The organism is Citrobacter sp. Awk 4 (assembly GCF_028069725.1).
Taxonomy (GTDB): Bacteria; Pseudomonadota; Gammaproteobacteria; order Enterobacterales; family Enterobacteriaceae; genus Citrobacter_D.
In genome coordinates this window covers 1-23,463 of the sequence record NZ_JANEWG010000066.1, presented here as the reverse complement: position 1 = coordinate 23,463, position 23,463 = coordinate 1, and the positions used below count along the sequence as shown (strand labels likewise).

Annotated in this window: 19 protein-coding genes and 1 pseudogene; 7 read left to right on the top strand and 13 right to left on the bottom strand. The window is 52.4% G+C overall.

Annotated features, from left to right (window positions below):
- The 6 genes from caiT to caiE all read left to right on the top strand — a co-directional run.
- On the top strand, window positions 1-1,507 hold a 1,507-nt coding region (gene caiT / locus NNO04_RS20095), incomplete at its 5' end, for an L-carnitine/gamma-butyrobetaine antiporter (RefSeq protein ID WP_271446155.1).
- A gap of 31 nt (window positions 1,508-1,538) precedes the next feature.
- Complete coding sequence (gene caiA / locus NNO04_RS20090) at window positions 1,539-2,681, top strand: crotonobetainyl-CoA dehydrogenase (protein WP_271446154.1); 1,143 nt, start codon at window positions 1,539-1,541, stop codon at window positions 2,679-2,681.
- Between the two features lie 83 nt (window positions 2,682-2,764).
- Window positions 2,765-3,982 (top strand): L-carnitine CoA-transferase, encoded by a 1,218-nt coding sequence (gene caiB, locus NNO04_RS20085; protein ID WP_271446153.1) that lies wholly within the window; start codon window positions 2,765-2,767, stop codon window positions 3,980-3,982.
- Window positions 3,983-4,046: 64 nt separating this feature from the next.
- Window positions 4,047-5,600, top strand: a complete 1,554-nt coding sequence (gene caiC, locus NNO04_RS20080; RefSeq protein ID WP_271446152.1) for a crotonobetaine/carnitine-CoA ligase — start codon at window positions 4,047-4,049, stop codon at window positions 5,598-5,600.
- Window positions 5,601-5,717: 117 nt separating this feature from the next.
- A complete protein-coding gene (caiD, locus tag NNO04_RS20075) occupies window positions 5,718-6,503 on the top strand; it encodes a crotonobetainyl-CoA hydratase (protein WP_271446151.1) in 786 nt (261 codons plus the stop codon).
- 90 nt (window positions 6,504-6,593) lie between these two features.
- A complete protein-coding gene (gene caiE / locus NNO04_RS20070; RefSeq protein ID WP_271446150.1) occupies window positions 6,594-7,190 on the top strand; it encodes a carnitine operon protein CaiE in 597 nt (198 codons plus the stop codon).
- A gap of 103 nt (window positions 7,191-7,293) precedes the next feature.
- Here caiE and caiF read toward each other — a convergent pair whose 3' ends face one another.
- From caiF to NNO04_RS20015, 11 genes and pseudogenes are all read right to left on the bottom strand, one after another.
- On the bottom strand, window positions 7,294-7,686 hold the full coding sequence (gene caiF, locus NNO04_RS20065; RefSeq protein WP_271446149.1) for a carnitine metabolism transcriptional regulator CaiF: 393 nt from the start codon (window positions 7,684-7,686) through the stop codon (window positions 7,294-7,296).
- Window positions 7,687-7,977: 291 nt separating this feature from the next.
- Window positions 7,978-11,202: a carbamoyl-phosphate synthase large subunit gene (gene carB / locus NNO04_RS20060; RefSeq protein WP_271446148.1), complete on the bottom strand. Its 3,225-nt coding sequence runs from the start codon at window positions 11,200-11,202 to the stop codon at window positions 7,978-7,980.
- An 18-nt stretch (window positions 11,203-11,220) separates the two neighbouring features.
- Window positions 11,221-12,369, bottom strand: coding sequence for a glutamine-hydrolyzing carbamoyl-phosphate synthase small subunit (carA, locus tag NNO04_RS20055; protein WP_271446147.1), 1,149 nt, complete (start codon window positions 12,367-12,369; stop codon window positions 11,221-11,223).
- Window positions 12,370-12,825: 456 nt separating this feature from the next.
- Window positions 12,826-13,647 carry a 4-hydroxy-tetrahydrodipicolinate reductase gene (gene dapB, locus NNO04_RS20050; protein WP_271446146.1) on the bottom strand — a complete coding sequence of 274 codons (822 nt, stop codon included), beginning with the start codon at window positions 13,645-13,647 and terminating at the stop codon, window positions 12,826-12,828.
- 173 nt (window positions 13,648-13,820) lie between these two features.
- Complete coding sequence (gene rihC, locus NNO04_RS20045) at window positions 13,821-14,735, bottom strand: ribonucleoside hydrolase RihC (RefSeq protein WP_271446145.1); 915 nt, start codon at window positions 14,733-14,735, stop codon at window positions 13,821-13,823.
- Window positions 14,736-14,800: 65 nt separating this feature from the next.
- The gene (gene ispH, locus NNO04_RS20040; protein WP_271446144.1) at window positions 14,801-15,751 is read right to left on the bottom strand and encodes a 4-hydroxy-3-methylbut-2-enyl diphosphate reductase; all 951 of its coding nucleotides are present in this window, start codon (window positions 15,749-15,751) and stop codon (window positions 14,801-14,803) included.
- A gap of 1 nt (window position 15,752) precedes the next feature.
- On the bottom strand, window positions 15,753-16,202 hold the full coding sequence (fkpB, locus tag NNO04_RS20035) for an FKBP-type peptidyl-prolyl cis-trans isomerase (protein WP_271446143.1): 450 nt from the start codon (window positions 16,200-16,202) through the stop codon (window positions 15,753-15,755).
- Between the two features lie 116 nt (window positions 16,203-16,318).
- The gene (lspA, locus tag NNO04_RS20030) at window positions 16,319-16,816 is read right to left on the bottom strand and encodes a signal peptidase II (RefSeq protein WP_192611018.1); all 498 of its coding nucleotides are present in this window, start codon (window positions 16,814-16,816) and stop codon (window positions 16,319-16,321) included.
- A complete protein-coding gene (gene ileS, locus NNO04_RS20025; protein ID WP_271446142.1) occupies window positions 16,816-19,632 on the bottom strand; it encodes an isoleucine--tRNA ligase in 2,817 nt (938 codons plus the stop codon). Before ileS ends, lspA begins: the two co-directional genes overlap by 1 nt.
- 32 nt (window positions 19,633-19,664) lie before the next feature.
- On the bottom strand, window positions 19,665-20,603 hold the full coding sequence (gene ribF / locus NNO04_RS20020) for a bifunctional riboflavin kinase/FAD synthetase (protein WP_271446141.1): 939 nt from the start codon (window positions 20,601-20,603) through the stop codon (window positions 19,665-19,667).
- A gap of 7 nt (window positions 20,604-20,610) precedes the next feature.
- Window positions 20,611-20,825, bottom strand: a pseudogene (locus tag NNO04_RS20015) (DUF2575 domain-containing protein).
- A 105-nt stretch (window positions 20,826-20,930) separates the two neighbouring features.
- On the opposite strand from NNO04_RS20015, the gene rpsT reads away from it, so the two are divergent.
- Window positions 20,931-21,194: a 30S ribosomal protein S20 gene (rpsT, locus tag NNO04_RS20010; RefSeq protein ID WP_003018940.1), complete on the top strand. Its 264-nt coding sequence runs from the start codon at window positions 20,931-20,933 to the stop codon at window positions 21,192-21,194.
- A 78-nt stretch (window positions 21,195-21,272) separates the two neighbouring features.
- Here the strand turns inward: rpsT and nhaR are convergent, their stop codons facing one another.
- Both nhaR and nhaA read right to left on the bottom strand, forming a co-directional pair.
- A complete protein-coding gene (nhaR, locus tag NNO04_RS20005) occupies window positions 21,273-22,172 on the bottom strand; it encodes a transcriptional activator NhaR (protein WP_271446156.1) in 900 nt (299 codons plus the stop codon).
- A 68-nt stretch (window positions 22,173-22,240) separates the two neighbouring features.
- Window positions 22,241-23,407: a Na+/H+ antiporter NhaA gene (nhaA, locus tag NNO04_RS20000; RefSeq protein WP_271446140.1), complete on the bottom strand. Its 1,167-nt coding sequence runs from the start codon at window positions 23,405-23,407 to the stop codon at window positions 22,241-22,243.
- Window positions 23,408-23,463: the final 56 nt, after the last annotated feature.

Below are 23,463 nucleotides of genomic sequence, written 5' to 3'. Positions count from 1 at the left end.
AAAGAAAAAGTCTGGAATTGAACCAAAGGTTTTTTTTCCGCCATTAATTATTGTTGGAATACTATGTTGGTTAACCGTTCGCGATCTGGATGCGGCAAATGTCGTTATTAATGCCGTATTTAGTTACGTCACAAATGTCTGGGGTTGGGCATTCGAATGGTACATGATCGTTATGCTTTTTGGTTGGTGCTGGTTGGTTTTCGGCCCCTATGCCAAAAAGAAATTAGGTGATGAAGCACCTGAATTCAGCACTCCCAGCTGGATTTTTATGATGTTTGCCTCCTGTACCTCAGCCGCCGTCTTGTTCTGGGGTTCCATTGAGATTTACTACTACATCTCGACACCGCCATTTGCCCTTGCACCTAATTCCACGGGTGCGAAAGAACTGGGCCTGGCATACAGCCTGTTCCACTGGGGACCGTTACCGTGGGCAACCTATAGCTTCCTCTCCGTTGCATTCGCTTACTTCTTCTTTGTTCGTAAGATGGATGTGATTCGTCCCAGCTCAACGCTGGTGCCGCTGGTCGGAGAGAAACACGCAAAAGGCTTGTTCGGGACCATCGTCGATAACTTCTATCTGGTGGCGCTGATCTTTGCGATGGGTACCAGTCTGGGGCTGGCGACACCGCTGGTCACTGAGTGTATGCAGTGGTTGTTTGGCATTCCGCATACGCTGCAACTGGACGCCATCATCATCACCTGCTGGATCATCCTGAATGCGATTTGCGTCGCGTGCGGCCTGCAAAAAGGGGTGAAGATCGCCAGTGATATTCGCAGCTATTTGAGCTTCCTGATGCTGGGCTGGGTGTTTATTGTCTGCGGCGCCAGCTTCGTCATGAACTACTTCACCGATTCCGTCGGCATGTTGCTGATGTATCTCCCACGTATGCTGTTTTATACCGATGCCATCGGCAAAGGCGGCTTCCCGCAAGGCTGGACTGTCTTCTACTGGGCATGGTGGGTTATTTATGCCATCCAGATGAGTATCTTCCTCGCCCGTATTTCCCGTGGACGTACCGTACGTGAATTGTGCTTCGGGATGGTGATTGGTCTGACCGCATCCACCTGGATCCTGTGGACCGTTCTCGGCAGTAACACCCTGCTGCTGATGGACAAAAACATTATCAACATTCCGCAGGTGATCGAACAACACGGTGTGGCGCGCGCCATCATCGAAACCTGGGCCGCGCTGCCGCTCAGTACCGCCACGATGTGGGGATTCTTCATCCTCTGCTTTATCGCCACGGTAACTCTGATTAACGCCTGTTCTTACACCCTGGCAATGTCGACCTGCCGCGAAGTACGCGACGGCGAAGAACCGCCACTGTTGGTTCGCATCGGTTGGTCAGTGCTGGTAGGCGTTATCGGGATTGTACTGCTGGCGCTAGGTGGGCTGAAACCGATTCAAACCGCCATTATCGCCGGCGGCTGTCCGTTGTTCTTCGTCAATATCATGGTGACGCTGTCCTTTATTAAAGACGCCAAAGTGCACTGGAAAGACAAGTAACTTTAACCCCAATATATCAAGAGGTTGGAAGATGGATTTTAATTTAAATGACGAGCAGGAACTGTTTGTCGCCGGTATTCGTGAACTGATGGCCAGTGAAAACTGGGAAGCGTATTTTGCCGAGTGCGATCGCGACAGCGTCTATCCAGAACGTTTTGTCAAAGCACTGGCGGATATGGGCATTGATAGCCTGCTGATCCCGGAAGAACACGGTGGACTGGAAGCCGGTTTTGTCACCGTCGCGGCGGTCTGGATGGAACTGGGACGCCTGGGCGCGCCAACGTATGTGCTGTACCAGCTTCCAGGCGGGTTTAACACCTTCCTGCGTGAAGGAACCCAGGAGCAGATCGACAAGATCATGGCTTTCCAGGGGACCGGGAAGCAAATGTGGAACTCCGCCATCACAGAACCGGGAGCGGGATCAGATGTTGGTAGTTTAAAAACTACTTATACGCGTAAAAATGGTAAGGTTTATCTTAACGGCAGTAAGTGCTTTATCACCAGTAGCGCCTATACCCCTTACATCGTGGTAATGGCACGAGATGCCGCCTCTCCGGACAAACCGGTTTATACCGAATGGTTTGTCGATATGAGCAAAGCGGGCATCAAAGTGAACAAACTTGAGAAGCTCGGTCTGCGCATGGACAGCTGCTGCGAAATCAACTTTGACGACGTCGAACTGGATGAGAAAGACATGTTCGGTCGTGAAGGTAACGGCTTTAACCGCGTAAAAGAAGAGTTCGACCACGAACGTTTCCTGGTGGCCTTAACCAACTACGGTACTGCGATGTGCGCCTTTGAAGATGCCGCGCGCTATGCGAATCAGCGCGTGCAGTTTGGCGAAACTATCGGTCGCTTCCAGTTGATTCAGGAAAAATTCGCTCACATGGCGATTAAATTAAACTCCATGAAAAACATGCTGTTGGAAGCAGCGTGGAAGAGCGATAACGGCACCATTACTTCCGGTGATGCTGCAATGTGTAAGTACTTCTGCGCCAATGCTGCGTTTGAAGTTGTGGACAGTGCTATGCAGGTGTTGGGCGGCGTGGGGATTGCGGGCAACCACCGTATCACACGTTTCTGGCGTGACCTGCGCGTTGACCGCGTTTCCGGCGGCTCTGACGAAATGCAGATCCTGACACTGGGTCGTGCAGTACTGAAACAGTACCGATAGAACGGCACAACCTGTAGGCCGGATGGCGACGCGAGCGTCTTATCCGGCCTACATGGACACCCATAAATGCCAGGAGAAAAATTATGAATCATTTACCGATGCCCACCTTTGGGCCACTGACCGGGTTGAGGGTTGTCTTCTCCGGGATTGAAATCGCCGGACCGTTCGCCGGGCAAATGTTTGCCGAGTGGGGCGCTGAAGTCATCTGGATTGAAAACGTGGCCTGGGCCGATACAATCCGCGTTCAGCCTAACTATCCGCAACTTTCGCGTCGCAATCTGCACGCGCTCTCCCTGAACATTTTCAAAGATGAAGGCCGGGAAGCGTTTCTTAAGCTTATGGAAACCACCGATATCTTCATCGAAGCCAGTAAAGGCCCGGCATTTGCCCGTCGGGGGATCACCGATGAAGTGCTCTGGGAGCATAACCCGAAGCTGGTTATCGCCCATCTTTCCGGTTTTGGTCAATACGGTACCGAGGAGTACACCAATCTCCCGGCGTACAACACCATCGCCCAGGCATTCAGCGGCTACCTGATTCAAAACGGCGACGTTGATCAACCGATGCCTGCCTTCCCTTATACGGCAGACTATTTTTCTGGCATGACCGCAACCACCTCTGCGCTGGCGGCCCTGTACAGAGTACGTGAAACCGGTAAAGGCGAAAGTATTGATATCGCGATGTACGAAGTCATGCTGCGCATGGGGCAGTACTTCATGATGGATCACTTCAACGGCGGCGAAATTTGCCCGCGAATGACCAAAGGCAAAGACCCCTACTACGCCGGGTGTGGACTCTATAAATGTGCAGACGGCTATATCGTCATGGAGCTGGTCGGCATTACCCAAATTAACGAATGCTTTAAAGATATTGGTCTCGCGCACATTCTGGGCACGCCAGAAGTCCCGGAAGGCACGCAGTTGATTCACCGCGTCGAGTGTCCGTATGGACCTTTAGTCGAAGAAAAACTGGATGCCTGGCTGGCAACACACACCATCGCTGAGGTGCAGGCTCGTTTTGCCGAATTGAATATCGCCTGTGCAAAAGTACTGACTATCCCGGAACTGGAAGGCAACCCGCAATATGTTGCCCGTGAATCCATCACGCAGTGGCAAACGATAGACGGTCGCACCTGTAAAGGGCCGAACGTGATGCCGAAATTCAAAAACAATCCTGGAAAAATCTGGCGAGGCATGCCTTCACACGGCATGGATACCGCCGCCATTCTTAAAAATATCGGTTATAGCGAAGCAGACATTAATGAGCTGGTCGGCAAAGGCCTGGCCAAAGTTGAGAACTAAACGCGGTCGCGCTGGCTGGCTTTGCCAGTTAGCGCCATCACGGTGAAAAACGGATAGAGGTGCAATGGATATCGTTGGCGGACAAAACTTACGTCAGATGTGGGACGACCTTGCGGACGTCTATGATGATAAAATGGCGCTCATTTTCGAGTCCAGCGAAGGCGTCGTACAGCAATTCAGCTATACCTCGCTGAATGAGGAAATCAACCGTACAGCAAACCTGTTCCATTCGTTAGGTATTCGAAAAGGCGATAAGGTTGCACTCCATCTGGATAACTGTCCGGAATTTATCTTCTGCTGGTTCGGGCTGGCAAAAATCGGGGCTGTCATGGTGCCCATCAATGCCCGACTGCTGCGGGAAGAAAGCACCTGGATTTTGCAAAGTAGCCAGGCGCAGCTGTTAGTCACCAGCAGCCAGTTCTATCCGATGTACCAACAAATTCAGCAGGATGAGGACAATCCGCTTACCCGTATATGCCTTATCGGTCAGGACATTCCAAAGGTAGATGACCTTATCAACTTTACTCAGTTGAGAAAGCAGCAATCCACCACGCTTCGGTATGCCCCACCACTCAGTACCGACGATACCGCCGAAATTCTGTTCACCTCTGGCACCACGTCACGCCCTAAAGGGGTGGTCATCACTCACTATAATTTACGCTTCGCAGGCTACTACTCCTCCTGGCAGTGCGCCTTGCGCGAGGATGATATCTACCTGACGGTCATGCCTGCTTTTCACATCGACTGTCAGTGTACGGCGGCAATGGCTGCATTCTCGGTGGGCAGTACCTTTGTCTTGCTCGAGAAATACAGCGCCCGCGCGTTTTGGGAACAGGTACGAAAATACCGCGCCACCGTCACCGAATGCATCCCGATGATGATCCGCACACTGATGGTGCAACCCGAATCTCCGCAAGACCGGCAGCATCACCTGCGCGAAGTGATGTTCTACCTCAACCTGTCGGTACAGGAAAAAGATGACTTTATTGCGCGCTTCGGCGTCAGGCTGCTGACTTCCTACGGAATGACGGAGACCATCGTTGGGATCATTGGCGACAGACCGGGAGACAAACGACGCTGGCCCTCTATCGGGCGAGTTGGTTTTTGCTATGAAGCCGAAATTCGTGATGAGAACAACCTGCCTCTTCCCCCGGGTGTGACAGGTGAAATCTGTATCAAAGGCATCCCGGGGAAAACCATTTTCAAAGAGTATTACGACCGCCCGGATGCGACCGCAAAAGCGCTGGAGCCTGACGGCTGGTTGCATACAGGTGACTCAGGCTACCGGGACGAAGAAGGTTTTTTCTATTTTGTCGACCGGCGCTGCAACATGATCAAGCGCGGAGGGGAAAACGTCTCCTGCGTTGAACTGGAAAATATTATTTCTGCACACCCGAAAATTCAGGACATCGTTGTCGTTGGAATTAAAGATTCTATTCGCGATGAAGCCATTAAAGCCTTTGTGGTGCTGAATGAAGGAGAAACGTTAAGCGAAGATGAATTTTTCAGTTTTTGCGAATTGAATATGGCGAAATTTAAAGTTCCCTCTTTTATGGAGATACGAACTGATTTGCCACGAAATTGTTCAGGAAAAATAATCAAAAAAAATCTGAAATAACGCACACGGTGGGGAAATAGCCCGCCAAAAACAAATATCACGACGAAATGGATGCAGCGCTTTTGCAGGTTCTGTGCTGTCTCTGTAACGGAATAAAAATAATTAAGGAGTGAAGATATGAGTGAATCATTACGTCTGACCCGCAACGGCCCTATTCTGGAAATTACCCTGGACAGGCCAAAAGCAAATGCCATCGACGCTAAAACCAGTTTCGAAATGGGCGAGGTTTTTCTCCAGTTCCGTGACGATCCAGAGCTGCGCGTGGCCATTATTACTGGCGGCGGAGAAAAATTCTTTTCTGCCGGTTGGGACCTGAAAGCCGCCGCTGAAGGTGAAGCGCCAGATGCAGATTTTGGCCCTGGCGGATTTGCTGGCTTGACCGAAATCTTTGACCTCGACAAACCGGTCATTGCCGCCGTTAACGGCTATGCGTTTGGCGGCGGTTTTGAGCTGGCGCTGGCGGCTGACTTTATTGTCTGCGCAGAAAACGCCAGCTTCGCATTGCCAGAAGCCAAACTGGGGATCGTGCCGGACAGTGGCGGCGTACTGCGTCTGCCTAAACTGCTGCCGCCTGCCATCGTTAATGAAATGGTCATGACCGGTCGACGCATGGACGCTGAAGAAGCATTGCGTTGGGGGATCGTAAACCGCGTCGTAGATCAGTCTGCACTCATGGACAGCGCCCGCGAACTGGCGCAACAACTGGTCGACAGCGCACCGCTGGCCATTGCCGCACTCAAAGAGATTTACCGCGCCACCAGCGAAATGCCAGTTGAAGAGGGCTATCGCCACATCCGTAGCGGCGCGCTAAAACATTACCCTGCCGTACTGCATTCCGAAGATGCCGTCGAAGGGCCGCTGGCATTTTCAGAAAAACGCGACCCGGTCTGGAAAGGGCGTTAATACCCGGCTCAGGCCTACAAAAAGTAACTGTTGCGTAGGCCGGATAAGGCGTTTATGCCGCCATCCGGCAAAAAACATGAAGGAATATTTATGAGCTATTACGCCTTTGAAGGCCTGATTCCGGTGGTACATCCAGAGGCGTATGTCCATCCCAGCGCCGTGCTTATTGGCGATGTGATTGTCGGGGCCGGGGTGTATATCGGCCCACACGCTTCGTTGCGCGGTGACTATGGCCGTTTGATCCTTGAAGCAGGCGCCAATCTCCAGGATGGCTGCATTATGCATGGCTATTGCGACACCGACACCATTGTGCATGAAAATGGGCACATCGGACACGGCGCGATTCTGCACGGTTGCATTGTGGGCCGGGACGCGCTGGTCGGCATGAACAGCGTCATCATGGACGGCGCAGTGATTGGCGAAGAGAGCATCGTCGCTGCAATGAGTTTTGTGAAAGCAGGATTCACAGGTGCTCCCCGCCAGCTACTGGTGGGCAGCCCCGCGCGCTTTCTCCGTCCAGTGACGGATGACGAGTTGCGCTGGAAGCGGCTCAATACTAAAGAATATCAGGATCTCGCCGTGCGCTGTCGGGCCGCGCTTCATGAAACTCAGCCGTTAACTCAGGTTGAAGTAAACCGACCGCGACTGAAAGGCACAACGGAGGTGAAACCAAAATCGGAAATGTAACTCATGCAGGATAGCGCCAGCACGTCTGCGGTCGTGCAGAAAGGTGAATGTGTTTGTCGGATAAGGCGTTTCACAACGCCTTCCGACAAACAGGCTATTACGATTAACGACGCATGCTTTTAGAGAGCATCATCTGCCATTTTTGTTCGCGATTGAGTTCCCTGGGCGGTACTGACATACAGGTTCGGCTCACCGGGCTTACCACTTTTGTCTGCGCGCTAATACCCAGGCGGGTATAGAGCGAAGCATCAATATTATTGATACGCACCAGTCGCTGACATTGACATCCCCGCCCCTCAAGCTGGTTTGGAATTGTCTTGGTTTCGCAGGATATTTCCCCAACCTCAGAGAGAATATAAGAAACCGTATTAATCGCTTTGCAATGGTCCATATCAAAATGCTTTGCTATCTCTTTGGCGCTAACCCAACGATTTTGCGCCATCACCCAATCAGCAATTAACAAATAAAGTGGTTTTTCAACATATTCTTCACACATAGGCACACCATTTTCACTAATTAAAATTCTTGCTCAGGCTCTGTCGGCGAAAATTAACGCAATGCCATTAGCCATATTAAAGTCGTGGATATCAGCGATAATATGCAAGTTAAAGATTAATTAGTGTGAGCTGAATCTTGCTTGTCACATTGTAAATATGATTAAAGAAATATAAACATCCTGGAATTAACTTATCAGCCCCAAAAAAAACGGTTCCTTTTCAGGAACCGTTTAGATTAATGGTCAATATTCCGTGTTACAGGATGGCGGGTAACTCCCCGCCAGCAAAGATTATTTTTTAATCTGCGCGTGCATTTCCTGCACCGATGTCACCTTATCAGTGGCATCCGCATTTAACGCCATCGCCGTGGCGAAACCGCCGTTCAGCGTGGTGTCATAGTGCACTTTATACTGCAGCGCGCTGCGGCGAATCAGCTTGGAGTCCTCAATCGCCTGACGACCCGCGGTGGTGTTGATGATATAGGTATATTCGCCATTCTTAATACGGTCCTGAATGTGCGGACGGCCTTCATGCACCTTGTTCACCAGACGCGGGTTGATGCCCGCTTCGCCCAGCACAATCGCCGTGCCGTGGGTAGCATCCAGTTCGAAGCCCTGTTTCAGCAGTTTTGCCGCCAGGTCCACCACACGCTCTTTATCGCCTTCACGAACCGAGAGCAATGCGCGACCGGATTTCTTCATGGTAGAGCTGCTGCCCAGCTGCGCTTTCGCGAACGCTTCTGCGAAAGTACGGCCCACGCCCATCACTTCCCCGGTAGAGCGCATTTCTGGCCCTAACAGCGGGTCAACACCCGGGAATTTGTTGAACGGCAGCACCACTTCTTTCACCGAGTAGTACGGTGGGATAATCTCTTTGGTGACACCCTGTTCAGTCAGTGACTTACCGGCCATCACGCGCGCTGCTACTTTCGCCAGCGGTACGCCTGTCGCTTTGGAGACGAACGGAACGGTACGCGCCGCACGCGGGTTCACTTCAATCAGGTAGACTTCGTTGTCTTTCACCGCGAACTGAACGTTCATCAGGCCGCGAACCTGCAGTTCGAAGGCCAGTTTCTGCACCTGCTGGCGCATCACGTCCTGGATTTCTTTGCTCAGGGTGTAAGCAGGCAGCGAGCAAGCTGAGTCACCGGAGTGAACACCCGCCTGTTCGATGTGCTCCATGATGCCGCCAATCAGCACCATCTCGCCATCGCAGATAGCATCCACGTCCACTTCAACCGCATCGTCGAGGAAGCGGTCCAACAGAACTGGCGCATCGTTAGAAACGCTCACCGCCGTCTGGAAGTAGCGACGCAGGTCGGCTTCATCGTAGACGATTTCCATCGCACGGCCGCCCAGTACGTAAGACGGGCGCACCACCAGCGGGTAGCCAATCTCTTTCGCCTTCTCAACCGCCATCTCAATCGCGGTCACGGTGGCGTTCGCCGGTTGTTTCAGCTTCAGACGGTCAACGGCTTTCTGGAAGCGCTCACGGTCTTCTGCACGGTCAATCGCATCCGGACTGGTTCCGATAACCGGTACGCCCGCCGCTTCCAGCGCACGCGCCAGTTTCAGCGGCGTCTGGCCGCCGTACTGTACGATAACGCCTTTCGGCTGCTCGACGCGGACGATTTCCAGTACATCCTCCAGAGTTACCGGCTCAAAGTAGAGACGGTCAGAGGTGTCGTAGTCGGTAGAAACCGTTTCCGGGTTACAGTTGACCATAATGGTCTCGTAACCGTCTTCACGCAGCGCCAGTGAGGCATGCACACAGCAGTAGTCGAACTCGATCCCCTGACCGATACGGTTTGGACCGCCGCCCAGCACCATGATTTTGTCGCGATCCTGATTCGGATTCGCTTCACACTCATCTTCATAAGTGGAGTACATGTAGGCGGTGTCAGTGGCGAATTCCGCCGCGCAGGTGTCCACACGCTTGTAAACCGGGTGCAGGTTGAACTGGTCGCGCAGTTTGCGGATTTCCGCTTCGCGAACGCCCGCCAGTTTTGCCAGACGCGCATCGGCAAACCCTTTGCGCTTCAACTGACGCAGGAAGTCAGCATCGAGGCCGTTAATGCCCACTTCTGCCACTTTTTCTTCCAGACGGACCAGTTCTTCAATCTGTACCAGGAACCAGCGGTCGATATTGGTCAGGTTAAACACGCCGTCGACAGACAGGCCAGCGCGGAAGGCGTCAGCGATGTACCAGATACGCTCAGCACCGGCGTCTTTCAGCTCGCGGCGGATTTTGGTCAGCGCTTCCGGGTCATCGAGGCTCACTTTCGGGTCGAAACCGGTGGCGCCCACTTCCAGGCCACGCAGCGCTTTCTGCAGCGATTCCTGCTGGGTGCGGCCAATCGCCATCACTTCACCGACAGATTTCATCTGGGTGGTCAGACGGTCATTCGCGCCGACGAATTTTTCGAAGTTGAAGCGTGGAATTTTAGTCACAACGTAGTCAATGGAAGGCTCAAACGATGCCGGGGTGCGTCCACCGGTAATATCGTTCATCAGCTCATCGAGGGTGTAACCTACCGCCAGTTTTGCCGCCACTTTGGCAATTGGGAAACCGGTCGCTTTCGATGCCAGCGCCGAAGAGCGGGATACGCGCGGGTTCATTTCGATAACAATCAGACGGCCGTTTTTCGGGTTTACCGCAAACTGGACGTTAGAACCACCGGTTTCCACGCCGATCTCGCGCAGTACCGCCATCGAGGCGTTACGCATGATTTGGTATTCTTTGTCGGTCAGCGTCTGCGCCGGGGCCACCGTGATGGAGTCACCGGTATGGATGCCCATGGCGTCAAAGTTTTCGATAGAGCAGACGATGATGCAGTTGTCGTTTTTATCACGCACCACTTCCATCTCGTACTCTTTCCAGCCAATCAGCGATTCATCAATCAACAGCTCATTGGTGGGGGAAAGATCCAGCCCGCGTTCGCAAATTTCTTCGAACTCTTCGCGGTTATAGGCAATACCGCCGCCGGTGCCGCCCATGGTGAAACTAGGTCGGATGATGCACGGGAAGCCGACGTCAGCGGCAACCGCCAGCGCTTCTTCCATCGTATGAGCGATACCAGAGCGTGCGGTGTCGAGACCAATTTTCTTCATCGCGATGTCGAAGCGACGGCGATCTTCCGCTTTATCAATCGCATCAGCCGTCGCGCCAATCATGGTCACGCCGAACTCTTCCAGTACGCCCTGACGTTCCAGTTCCAGCGCGCAGTTCAGCGCTGTCTGGCCGCCCATGGTTGGCAGAACAGCGTCCGGACGCTCTTTTTCGATGATTTTACGCACCACTTCCCAGTGAATCGGCTCAATGTAAGTGGCATCGGCCATTTCCGGGTCGGTCATGATGGTCGCCGGGTTAGAGTTCACCAGAATAACGCGGTAACCCTCTTCACGCAGGGCTTTACAGGCCTGTGCGCCGGAGTAGTCAAATTCGCAGGCCTGACCGATAACAATCGGACCAGCGCCAAGGATCAGGATGCTTTTTATATCAGTACGTTTTGGCATTTTCTTCTCGGCTCCTGATTATTTAGCGGTCTTACGGTATTGCTCGATAAGTTCGATAAAGTGATCGAACAGTGGCGCGGCATCGTGCGGGCCAGGGCTGGCTTCCGGGTGTCCCTGGAAGCTAAACGCCGGTTTGTCGGTGCGATGGATACCCTGCAGAGTGTGGTCAAACAGGGATTTATGCGTCACACGGAGACACGCAGGCATTGACGCCTCATCCACCGCAAAACCGTGGTTCTGCGCGGTAATCATCACTGTGTTGTTATCAATATCTTTGACCGGATGGTTGCCGCCGTGGTGGCCAAACTTCATCTTGACGGTTTTCGCACCGCTTGCCAGCGCCAGTAGCTGATGGCCAAGACAGATACCGAACACCGGAATATCGGTTTCGAGGAATTTCTGAATCGCGGTAATGGCATAGTCGCACGGTGCCGGGTCGCCAGGGCCGTTAGAGAGGAAAATGCCATCCGGATTCATCTTCAGAACCTCTTCTGCAGAGGTCTGTGCTGGCACCACCGTCAGGCGGCAGCCTCTGTCCACCAGCATACGCAGAATATTGCGTTTCGCGCCGTAGTCGTAAGCCACTACGTGGAACGGCAGCTCTTCTTCTTTCTTCGCTTCCGGCAGGTCGCCTGAAAGCGTCCAACTCCCCTGCGTCCAGCTGTAGGCTTCCGTCGTGGTGACCTCTTTCGCGAGGTCCATGCCGTTCAGTCCTGGAAACGCTTTGGCTTTTTCTAACGCCAGCGTCGCATCAAGATTATCACCCGCGATGATGCAGCCATTCTGTGCACCCTTCTCACGCAGCAGGCGCGTCAGCTTGCGGGTATCGATATCGGCAATCGCCACGATGTTATGGCGTTTCAGGTAAGAAGAGAGGTCTTCGGTATTGCGGAAGTTGCTGGCAATCAGCGGCAGGTCGCGAATGACCAGACCTTGCGCATGTACCTGAGAGGATTCTTCATCGGCTTCATTGGTGCCGACATTGCCGATATGGGGATAAGTAAGAGTGACGATTTGGCGAGAATAGGAAGGATCAGTGAGGATTTCTTGATAACCGGTCATTGAAGTATTGAAAACGACTTCCCCAACCGCCGAACCCGTTGCCCCTATGGCCCGACCGTGAAACTGGGTTCCGTCTTCCAGAACCAATAGCGCTGACTTAATCAAAACACCCTCCAGAGAATATTCACTCACTTTATTTGCATATTAATTCATTTTGCTTGCATGAATCAATGCAAATTTGCTTACCCATGTATTTCTGGCAAACGGCGGCATTCTAGAGATAGCGCAGACAAAAGTCTACCTGAAAGGGGAATTTTTATTATTATTTTGAGTCATTGAGAGAAATCATGCGATTTAACAGGTAAAAAGATCAGCTAAGTGGTGTCGGGAAACGCTTGCGCGACGAAAAGAGCATGAAAATAGGCTATCAAGATGAAAAAAGCAGACCATTTGGTCAAAATTTACATAAAACAAACAAAAACAAAGGTGAAAACTTGGAATTTTAAGCCATTCATGAAAAATAAACTCAGACATCAATAAAATAAAAGGGCAATAAAATATTGCCCCATGTAATCAATAAATTATGACTACAATGACCACATCACTAAGGGTAACTTATGCTTATAAATCATTTAAATTAAGCACATCTCGCATATCAAAAAGACCATTTGATTTGCATTTTAGCCAAATCGCCGATTTTACGGCTCCGTTAGCAAATGTCATGCGACTGGATGCCTTATGAGTAATCTCAACGCGCTCGCCAATGTCAGCAAACATCGCAGTATGTTCACCCACAATGTCGCCCGCACGTACGGTAGCAAAACCAATCGTGCCAGGTACTCGCTCACCGGTATAACCTTCCCGGCTGTAGACTGCGCAGTCCTTAAGATCTTTGTCCAGCGCATGGGCAATCGCTTCCCCCATCGCCAGTGCTGTACCTGACGGCGCATCCACTTTATGACGATGATGCGCTTCAATAATTTCAATGTCGGCGTAGTCGCCCATTACTTTTGCCGCTTTTTCGAGAAGCTTCAGCATGACATTGACGCCCACGCTAAAGTTCGCTGCAAACACAATCCCTATCTCCTGAGATGCGTCGCGAATAGCCTGCTTACCGGCCTCGTCGAACCCGGTTGTGCCTATCACCATGCCTTTTCCGTGCTGGCGGCAAAAGGCCAGATGCGTCAGCGTCCCTTCCGGGCGGGTAAAATCGATAAAGACATCAAAATCGTCTTTGATTGCATCAAGGCTGCTTTGTACGGTAACGCCACACTTTCCGGCCCCCGCCAGTTCACCCGCATCGCTGCCCAGCAATGAGGAACCTTCTCGCTCCAGTGCTGCGCCCAGTTGAACGCCTTCCATGCTCAGTGTCGCCTGAATCAGCTGACGTCCCATGCGTCCACCGGCTCCCGCGATGGCAACGCGGATATGTGCATCATGCATAGCTATTCTCTTTTGTTAATTTTACGTAAATCGTTTTCAGATTAACCAGCACGCTGCCGCACCGCTAGCCAAAAACGTCGATAATTAGAATTTAATGATAAACAGGGTGAGATATCAGTAAAAGGCATGATGCATCGGAATAATTCGCACCATACCGTTTTTTACACCTGAATTTACGGGGCCAGTACCAGCACGTCTGCAACCCATTGCTGGAAACCACTCACATTGATATCGAGGGCAACCTGAACGTTTGCCGGTCTGTTCATACGCCCTTCAATATCCACAACGGTTGTTCCGGCAGTATATTCACCCTGGGTTTCTACCGCGACGAAGCACGGCTTCACGGTAAACAGATCCGGACGAACCAGCCAGGCAATGGCGCAGAGATCGTGCATCCGCACGCCGGTACGCATTGTCCCACTGCGATAATGACTGAACAGAGCATGTAACATCTTTCCGGTACGATTCAGGGTGGGTAGCGTAGCCAGATACTCCGGCGACAGCATGGCCTGGTTGGTGACATCCAGCCCGCACATCACAATTTCTATTCCACTCTGGAACACACAGGCGGCAGCTTCCGGATCGACAGCGATATTAAATTCGGCATTAGGGGTGAAGTTCCCTCGCCCGGCAGAACCGCCCATGATCACCAGACGGCGAATATTGAACGTACATTCCGGATAGTGCATCAACAGCAGCGCAAGATTTGTCAGCGGGCCAATAGCGACCAAAGTCATCGGTTCAGGAGCGCTCATCAACGCGTCACGAATGGCGATAAAAGCCGGTTTCGCCAGCGGCTGTCGGTCATGGCCAACAAAATCATAGCCTTCCATACCGGATTCGCCATGAACATAAGCAGCGTCGCGCAACGAACGTAGCAGCGGCGTAGCGGCCCCCTGCGCCAGAGGAACATCGGCATTCCAGAAATGCAGCAGTTGCAGGGCATTACGGGTGGTTTTCTCCACAGAGACGTTACCGGCGACCGTGGTCATCAGCCGCAGATCAAGCTGAGGGGCAAACAGCGCAGCAGCAATGGCAGCGGCATCATCAATACCTGGATCAGTGTCGAGAATAATGGGTAGGCGCATATTTCCTCCATAAAAAATGCCAGACATCGAGTCTGGCATCTTCTCATAATCATCACGTGCAAGATTTACTCTACTTCACGAACATCCACTCGCAGCTCTTTCGGCACTTCAAAAACGATGTTCTCTTCACGACCTTCCAACGGAATCGCTTCGCCACCGCCAAGCTCCTGCAGACGCGAAATGACATTCTGCACCAGAATGTCCGGTGCGGAGGCTCCCGCGGTGACACCCACGCATTTAGCCTCTTTCACCCAGTCTTCCTGGATATCGGTCACATCGTCGATGAGAAATGCTGTTTTCCCCATTCGCTGCGCCAGTTCAGCCAGACGGTTGGAGTTTGAGGAGTTCTTTGAACCGACCACCAACACCACATCGGCCTGCTCAGCCAGCGCACGCACCGCTTCCTGACGGTTAGTCGTCGCATAACAGATATCGTCTTTACGCGGCCCGACGATTTTCGGGAATCGCTTACGCAGCGCATCAATAACGTCTGAAGTGTCATCCACGGAGAGCGTGGTTTGCGTCATAAAGGAGAGTTTGCCCTCGTTTTTGACATTCAGCGTCCAGACATCCTCAGGCGATTCGACCAGGTACATTCCCCCTTCCGGGTTACTGTACTGGCCCATCGTGCCTTCGACTTCCGGGTGTCCAGCATGACCAATCAGGATCGACTCTTCGCCGCGACGGCTGGCGCGCGCCACTTCCATATGCACTTTCGTTACCAGCGGGCAGGTCGCGTCAAAAACCGTGAGATCGCGGCTTTTCGCCTCGTTACGCACCGCCTGAGAAACGCCATGGGCAGAGAAAATCAGGATCGCGCCGTCCGGTACTTCACTGATTTGCTCAATAAAAATTGCCCCACGCTCGCGCAGGGTGTCCACCACATAGCGGTTATGCACCACTTCGTGACGAACATAAATTGGCGCGCCATAAATCGCCAGCGCGTTTTCAACAATGCTGATAGCGCGGTCTACACCAGCGCAAAATCCGCGCGGGTTGGCCAACAGGATCTGCATTTTACGCCTCCAGTGCCGGATCGACTTCCAGCACTTCAATATCAAAATGAACGATATGCCCAGCCAGCGGATGGTTGAAATCAACGGTGATGGAGTCGCCATTAATTTCGCGGATCACGCCAGGCATTTCACTGCCGTCCATTGCGGTAAAGAGCATTATGGCCCCGATTTCGGGTTCTCCCGCGTCCATAAATTCCCGACGCGAGAAATACTGAATCAAATCCGGGCTCGGTACACCAAAGGCGGCATCCGGCTCCAGAGAAAACGTGGTTTTTTCGCCATTTTTCAGGCCAAGAAGATGCTGTTCCAGTCCTTCAGACAGAGAACCATCACCCAGGCGAAATAGCGAAGGTTTGCCGTTATTGCGGGTCGACTCTGCGGTGGAGCCATCGTCAAGCTTTAAGGTGAAGTGCACCAGCACCGCACTGTTACTCTGTACTGATTTTGACATGCAGGTTGCTCTTTAAAATTGCTGCCGCCTGTTTGCCCGGTGGCGCTACGCTTACCGGGCCTACAAGGATCGCGATATTGTAGGCCGGATTAGCGCCAGCGCCATCCGGCCATTTTTTATGCGGCTTTTTTCTCTTTCGAAGGCAAAAAGCCTTCCAGCACAATCATCGCCGCACCGACACAAATTGCGGTATCTGCGAGGTTGAACGTGGCGAAGTGCCAATTGCCGACGTAGAAGTCGATCATATCGACGACAAAGCCGTGCCACAAACGATCAAATAAATTGCCCAGCGCGCCGCCAATAATCAACGCATAAGCAATGTTATTCAGCTTTTGCGAAGCCTTCCCGCGATACATCATCACCATCAGGATTACGCAAATACCAATGGCAATACCGGCGAAGAACCAACGCTGCCAGCCACCACTATCGGCAAGGAAACTGAACGCCGCGCCGTAGTTACGCGCATAATGCAGATTAAGCGATGGGAACAGCGACACCGTATCCCCCAGAGCAAAATTCTGGAGGATCAGGTATTTGCTGCCCAAATCAATAATCAGCACGACCACCACCAGCCACAGCCAGCGCAGTCCTGTTGAACAGATAGGCTTACTCATCAGGCAAACTTACGTTGTTCGCCATCACCGGCGATATTGCTGACACAGCGTCCGCAGATGTCTGCGTGTTCCGCCACCTGACCGACATCAGTCGTGTAATGCCAGCAACGCGGGCACTTATCACCTTCGGCTTTGCTCAATACGACTTTCAGCCCTTTCAGCAGTTCGTTCTGCTGGGCATCAGCAGGCGCACTTGCATACTCTGCGACAGCAGCGCCAGAGGTCAACAGGACAAATCGCAATTCGTTGCCCAGAGCAGTCAGCTTCGCGGCCAGTTCCGGCTCGGCATACAGCGTTACCGCCGCTTCCAGGGAACCACCCACTTTCTTGTCCGCTCGTGCCTGTTCAATGACTTTGTTCACTTCGCCGCGAACTTTCAGCAGCTCGTCCCAGAAAGCATCGTTCATGGTTTCTGCATCGGCCAGGCCAAACAGCCCCTGGTACCATTCGCCTGTGAACACGTATTTCTCGCGGGAGCCCGGCAGGTAACCCCAGATTTCATCCGCAGTGAAGGACATGATCGGCGCCATCCAGCGTACCAGCGCTTCTGCAATGTGATACAGGGCAGTCTGGCAGCTACGACGCGCCACACTGTCTGCTTTCGCGGTGTACTGGCGATCTTTGATGATATCAAGGTAGAACGAGCCCATTTCAACGGAGCAGAAACGCATCAGGCGCTGTACTACTTCGTGGAAATCGTAGGCTTCATACGCTTTCAGGATGTCTTCCTGTGCGGCTTGCGCACAGCCAACCGCCCAGCGATCCAGGACGACCATCTCTTCCGGTTTCACCATGTCTTTCACCGGATCGAAACCGTTGAGGTTCGCCAGCAGGAAGCGCGCGGTGTTACGAATACGGCGATAGCTGTCGGCAGCGCGTTTCAGGATCTCGTCAGAAACCGCCATTTCACCAGTGTAATCGGTAGATGCCACCCACAAACGCAGGATATCTGCACCCAGTTTGTTCATCACATCCTGAGGAGAAACGGTATTACCGATGGATTTGGACATCTTGCGACCCTGACCATCCACAGTAAATCCGTGGGTCAGTACCTGGCGGTATGGCGCTTTGCCTTTCATGGCGGTGGAGATCATCAGAGAAGACATGAACCAGCCGCGATGCTGGTCAGAACCTTCCAGATACATATCTGCGGCGTGACCGGCAAACTCAGGACGTACATCCACGACGGAAGAGTGGGTGGAACCAGAGTCAAACCAGACGTCCAGCGTATCCGGCACTTTCACATACTGGTCAGCGTCATCGCCCAGAATCTCTTTCGGGTCGAGATCCCACCATGCCTGAATACCGTCAACTTCAACGCGTTTCGCCACTTCTTCCATCAGTTCAATGGCACGAGGGTGCAGCTCTTCGGTGTCTTTATGTACAAACAGAGACATCGGCACGCCCCAGGTACGCTGACGGGAGATACACCAGTCAGGACGGTTCGCGACCATAGATTCGATACGTGCCTGACCCCAGTCCGGGATCCACTGCACGCCTTTGATCTCTTTCAGCGACTGCGCGCGCAGACCTTTTTGATCCATGCTGACAAACCACTGCGGCGTCGCACGGAAGATGATCGGTGACTTGTGACGCCAGCAGCACGGATAGCTATGCTGCATCTTCTCAACGTGCAGCAGTGCGCCTTTCTCACGCAGCATCTCAACGATTTTGTCGTTGGCTTTGAATACGTTAACACCGTCCAGCCCTGGATACGTTCCCGCCAGGTAAGCGCCGTCCGGCCCAACCGGGTTGGCAATTTCCAGGCCGTATTTCTGGCTGATAGTGTAGTCGTCAGGGCCGTGGCCACCGGCGGTATGTACCGCACCCGTACCCGCGTCCAGCGTAACGTGCTCACCTAAAATCGCCGGAACATCAAAGCCCATAAACGGATGGGTAAAGCGCAACAGTTCCAGTTCCGCACCTTTGACCGTGCCGAGGATGCTGTAATTTGCGGCGCCGACACGCTGCATCACGCCTTCAACCAGATCTTTCGCCAGAATCAGCGCCTGATCTTCAATCTGTACCAGCGCATAGTCGAAATCAGCCGCCAGAGAAATCGCACGGTTAGCAGGTAGCGTCCACGGTGTGGTGGTCCAGATAACCAGTGAAACCGGACCGTTCACGGAAGTGACGCCGAATTTTGCTTTTACGGCATCCTGATCGGCGGCGTGGAAAGCCACGTCGATAGACGGAGAGGTTTTGTCGTAATACTCAACTTCTGCTTCTGCCAGTGCGGAACGGCAGTCTACGCACCAGTGCACCGGCTTCGCGCCTTTATGCAGATGACCGTTACCGATGATTTTACCCAGCGCACGAATGATGTTGGCTTCGGTTTTGAAATCCATCGTCAGATACGGATGTGACCAGTCACCCAGCACGCCCAGGCGGATGAAGTCTTTACGCTGGCCATCGACCTGCGCCGCCGCATATTCGCGACACTTCGCACGGAACTCCGCCGCAGTGAACTTCTCGCCCGGTTTACCGTATTCCTGCTCAACTTTCAGTTCGATCGGCAGACCATGACAGTCCCACCCCGGAACATAAGGTGAGTCAAATCCCGCAAGTCCTTTGGACTTCACGATAATGTCTTTCAGAATCTTGTTAACTGAGTGACCAATATGAATACTGCCATTCGCATAAGGAGGGCCATCATGCAGAATGAAGGTTTTTTTGCCTTTTTTGGCCGCACGAATGATGCCGTACAGGTCATCATCAGTCCAACGCGCCAGCATTCCCGGTTCGCGTTTGGCGAGATCGCCACGCATCGGGAACCCTGTTTCCGGCAAATTCAGGGTTGATTTATAGTCACTCATCAGATTCTCGTTTCCGTATTTATCACGTAGGCTTACGCCGGGTTTGATAGCCCAAAAAATTCGCGGGCCGTTAACTCATCACGCGCGATCTGCGCTTTCAGCTCATCAAGAGAAGCGAACCGCTGCTCATTGCGTATCTTTTTACGCAGTATTACATCGATATGGCGACCGTAAAGGTCCATTGCAACGTCCAGCAGATGCACTTCCAGCTGTTGACGCACGCCCGCCACCGTTGGGCGGGTGCCAATGTTAGCGACGCCGGGTAACGGCTTGTCGCCAAGGCCCATCACTTCAACCGCATAGACCCCTTTAACCGGGGAAACCTGACGACGCAGCGGTAAATTCGCCGTCGGGAAACCGATGGTGCGGCCTAATTCATCGCCGTGGACAACGCGCCCGGAGATGGTAAAGGGGCGTCCCAGTAAACTTTCAGCGAGCGACAGGTTATCTTCTGCCAACGCCTGGCGCACCGCGGTACTGCTGATTCGCACTCCGCCTTCACAAAACGTCTGGGTGCTGGTGATGTCAAAACCATACTCAGCGCCCGCTTTCTGTAATAACAAGAAATCGCCTTCGCGACCAGCACCAAAGCGGAAATCGTCGCCTATGGCCAAAAATTGTACGCCGAGACGTTTTACCAGCAGGTCACTGATAAACATTTGCGCCGTAAGCGCGGCAAACCGGCGATCGAAACGCACGCACAACACGTATTCGACGCCACACTCTGCCAGGTAGCGTAGTTTTTCCCGTAGACGGGTCAGACGTGCAGGCGCCTTTTCAGTCGCAAACAACTCCAGCGGCTGTGGCTCGAAAATCATGACCATGACCGGTAAGCCACGCCTGCGCCCTTCTTCCTGCAAGCCCTGTAGCAACGCGCGATGGCCACGGTGCACACCGTCGAAATTACCAATAGTCAGCACACACCCATGTGGGGCCTGACTGAGATTATGTATGCCGCGTATCAGCTTCATGTCTGGCTCAAAACAGTGAAAATCGCCAAAGTATACCTTGTACAGCGGTCAAGGTTAACCGGCGATTGATGCAGCGAAACATAAAGAGGTTTGTTTTCATTGTTATGGCCAAATCAATACAAAAAACTGGCCGTCTGGTTCAATTTTTATCGCGGAAAGGCTGTATTCACAGTCCGCAAGCTGGTAGAATCCTGCGCCATCACTACGCAACGAGTGCTGCAATATTAACGGCGCTTATTTGCACAAATCCATTGACAAAAGAAGGCTGAAAGGGCATATTCCTCGGCCTTTGAATTGTCCATATAGAACACATTTGGGAGTTGGACCTTGGCTAATATCAAATCAGCTAAGAAGCGCGCCGTTCAGTCTGAAAAGGCTCGTAAGCACAACGCAAGCCGTCGCTCTATGATGCGTACTTTCATCAAGAAAGTATACGCAGCTATCGAAGCTGGCGACAAAGCTACTGCACTGAAAGCATTTAACGAAATGCAACCAATCGTGGACCGTCAGGCTGCTAAAGGTCTGATCCACAAAAACAAAGCTGCACGTCATAAAGCTAACCTGACTGCACAAATCAACAAACTGGCTTAATCGCCTGAGTGTTGAAGCTTTGTAAAAAAACCCGCGCAAGCGGGTTTTTTTATGTCTGTTCGGCACACACGACACACCTTACTTGTTCGCAGGGGCAAAGAGCGCGCTGTAGTTCGCATGACAAATTCGCTGCACTGCAGGATGCTGAATCATCCTCTCCGCAAAAATAGCATGGTACTCTTCCATAACATTCTCTACGCGCCCGATTTCAACAATCGAATCGTCAGCATAAAAATCATTCGCATAGAGCGTTGGTGCCACAAAAATCGCATTGTGAGTGGCGCCAAATGCCTTCATCAACGCAGCATCATCGAACTCACCCAGAATCTCAACGTTTAGCCCCTGGGAGTTAATCCAGTTCAGCAGTTTGCGTCCCAGCATTGAACGACGCCCAGGAATCAGTACCCGGCGTTCCTCCAGACAGGCTGGAAACGGTTTTTCGGGGAGTGGATGCGTGCACCAAAAGCTAACGTTGCACTCTCCTATCTTCACGGAGAAGAGTCCTTCCTGTTGCGTGGAGTCTATCGGGCAATCAGAGATGATCATATCCAGCTTATGCTGACTCAGTTGTTCAAGTAACATCTCATGTGTAGATTCAAAGCAGCGCAGGTGGATCTGTTCTCCCTCAGCCACAGCGGCATCCAGCACGCTGCTGACCAGACGCTTGGAAAGCGCGTCCGCCACACCAACGTCAAACAGCAGATTTGACTCTTTGCGGTAATTCACGATATCCAGCATCTCCTGGCTAAGTGTGAACATTTTGTCCGCGTAGCGAAAAACCAGCTCCCCTAACTCGCTGGGCTCCAGACCACGTCCCTTTCGCTTAAACAATTTTCCCTGTAAACGCTCTTCAAGGGCCTTAATCTGACCGGTAATGGTTTGTGGGGTCAGATACAGCGCCTCTGCAGCACCAACAACAGAACCTTCTTTATAGACATGCCAGAAGTAATAAAGATGGTTGTAATTAATATGGGGCATGCTCATTTCTCTCCCTGAACAATGTTGCAAAGGGAGCCACATGTGGCTCCCTTGTCATTCCACGCCCGTTAAACAGGCGCATTTAAGCGGGCACGAAGCCAACTATAACCCACAATCGCCGACAACAACGAACCGATCAGAATTCCCAGTTTTGCCCAGTTAATCAGCTCAGGATCGACATTTCCAAATGCCAGACTGGCGATAAAAATCGACATGGTAAAACCGATACCACACAAGATCCCGACGGCCATAATCTGCTGAAAGTTCGTCCCTTCCGGTAATTGTGCCAGTCTGAGACGCAGAGCCAGCCAGCAGAACACACTGATGCCCAGCGGTTTACCGATTAACAGGCCCGCAATAATCCCCAGCGGAAGCATGGAGGTCAATCCGTCTATCGTCACACCCTGTAACGAGACACCAGCATTGGCAAAAGCAAACAGTGGCAAAATCAGATACGCCACCCACGGATGCAAAACGTGCTCCAGACGTTTAGCCGGAGAGCGCCCATGCTTCTCCTTGAGCGGAATGAAGAAGCCGACAATCACGCCAGCAAGCGTTGCGTGTACTCCAGACTTCAGCACCGCTGTCCACAACACCATGCCCACCAGAATATAAATACCGGTACGCCTTACCCCGCACATATTCAGGACTGCCAGCACCAGAATCGCAAACGCGGCAACCCCTAACGACATCACGGAAAGGTCACTGGTGTAGAACAGCGCGATAATCACAATAGCGCCCAGATCGTCGATAATCGCCAGCGCCATCAGGAATATTTTCAGCGCCAGAGGGACACGACTTCCCAACAGCGCCAGTACACCCAGCGCGAAAGCGATATCGGTGGCGGCTGGAATGGCCCACCCTTCACGTGTAATGGGATCAGCGTAGTTAAACGCCAGATAGAGCAAAGCCGGGACAACCATCCCGCCAATGGCGGCAATGATCGGGAAAGCCGCCTGACGCAAACTGGCCAGCGACCCCTGCATGAGTTCACGTTTGACCTCAAGCCCGATCAACAGGAAAAACACCGCCATCAGTGCATCATTGATCCACAACAGCATGTTTTTATTGATTTCTAATGCGCCGACTTTGAGTTGTACCGGCGTATCCAGAAATGCGTGATACCAGCCACTGGTCCCCCCCAGATTCGCCATCAACATAGCCAGAGCAGCGGCGATGATAAGAATGATGCCCCCAGAGGCATCGCTGCTAAAGAAACGGTGCAGATGTTTCACTTTTTATTCTCTCAATCAGGTGAATACTTCGTAATTACTATATTAACCTGCATGAT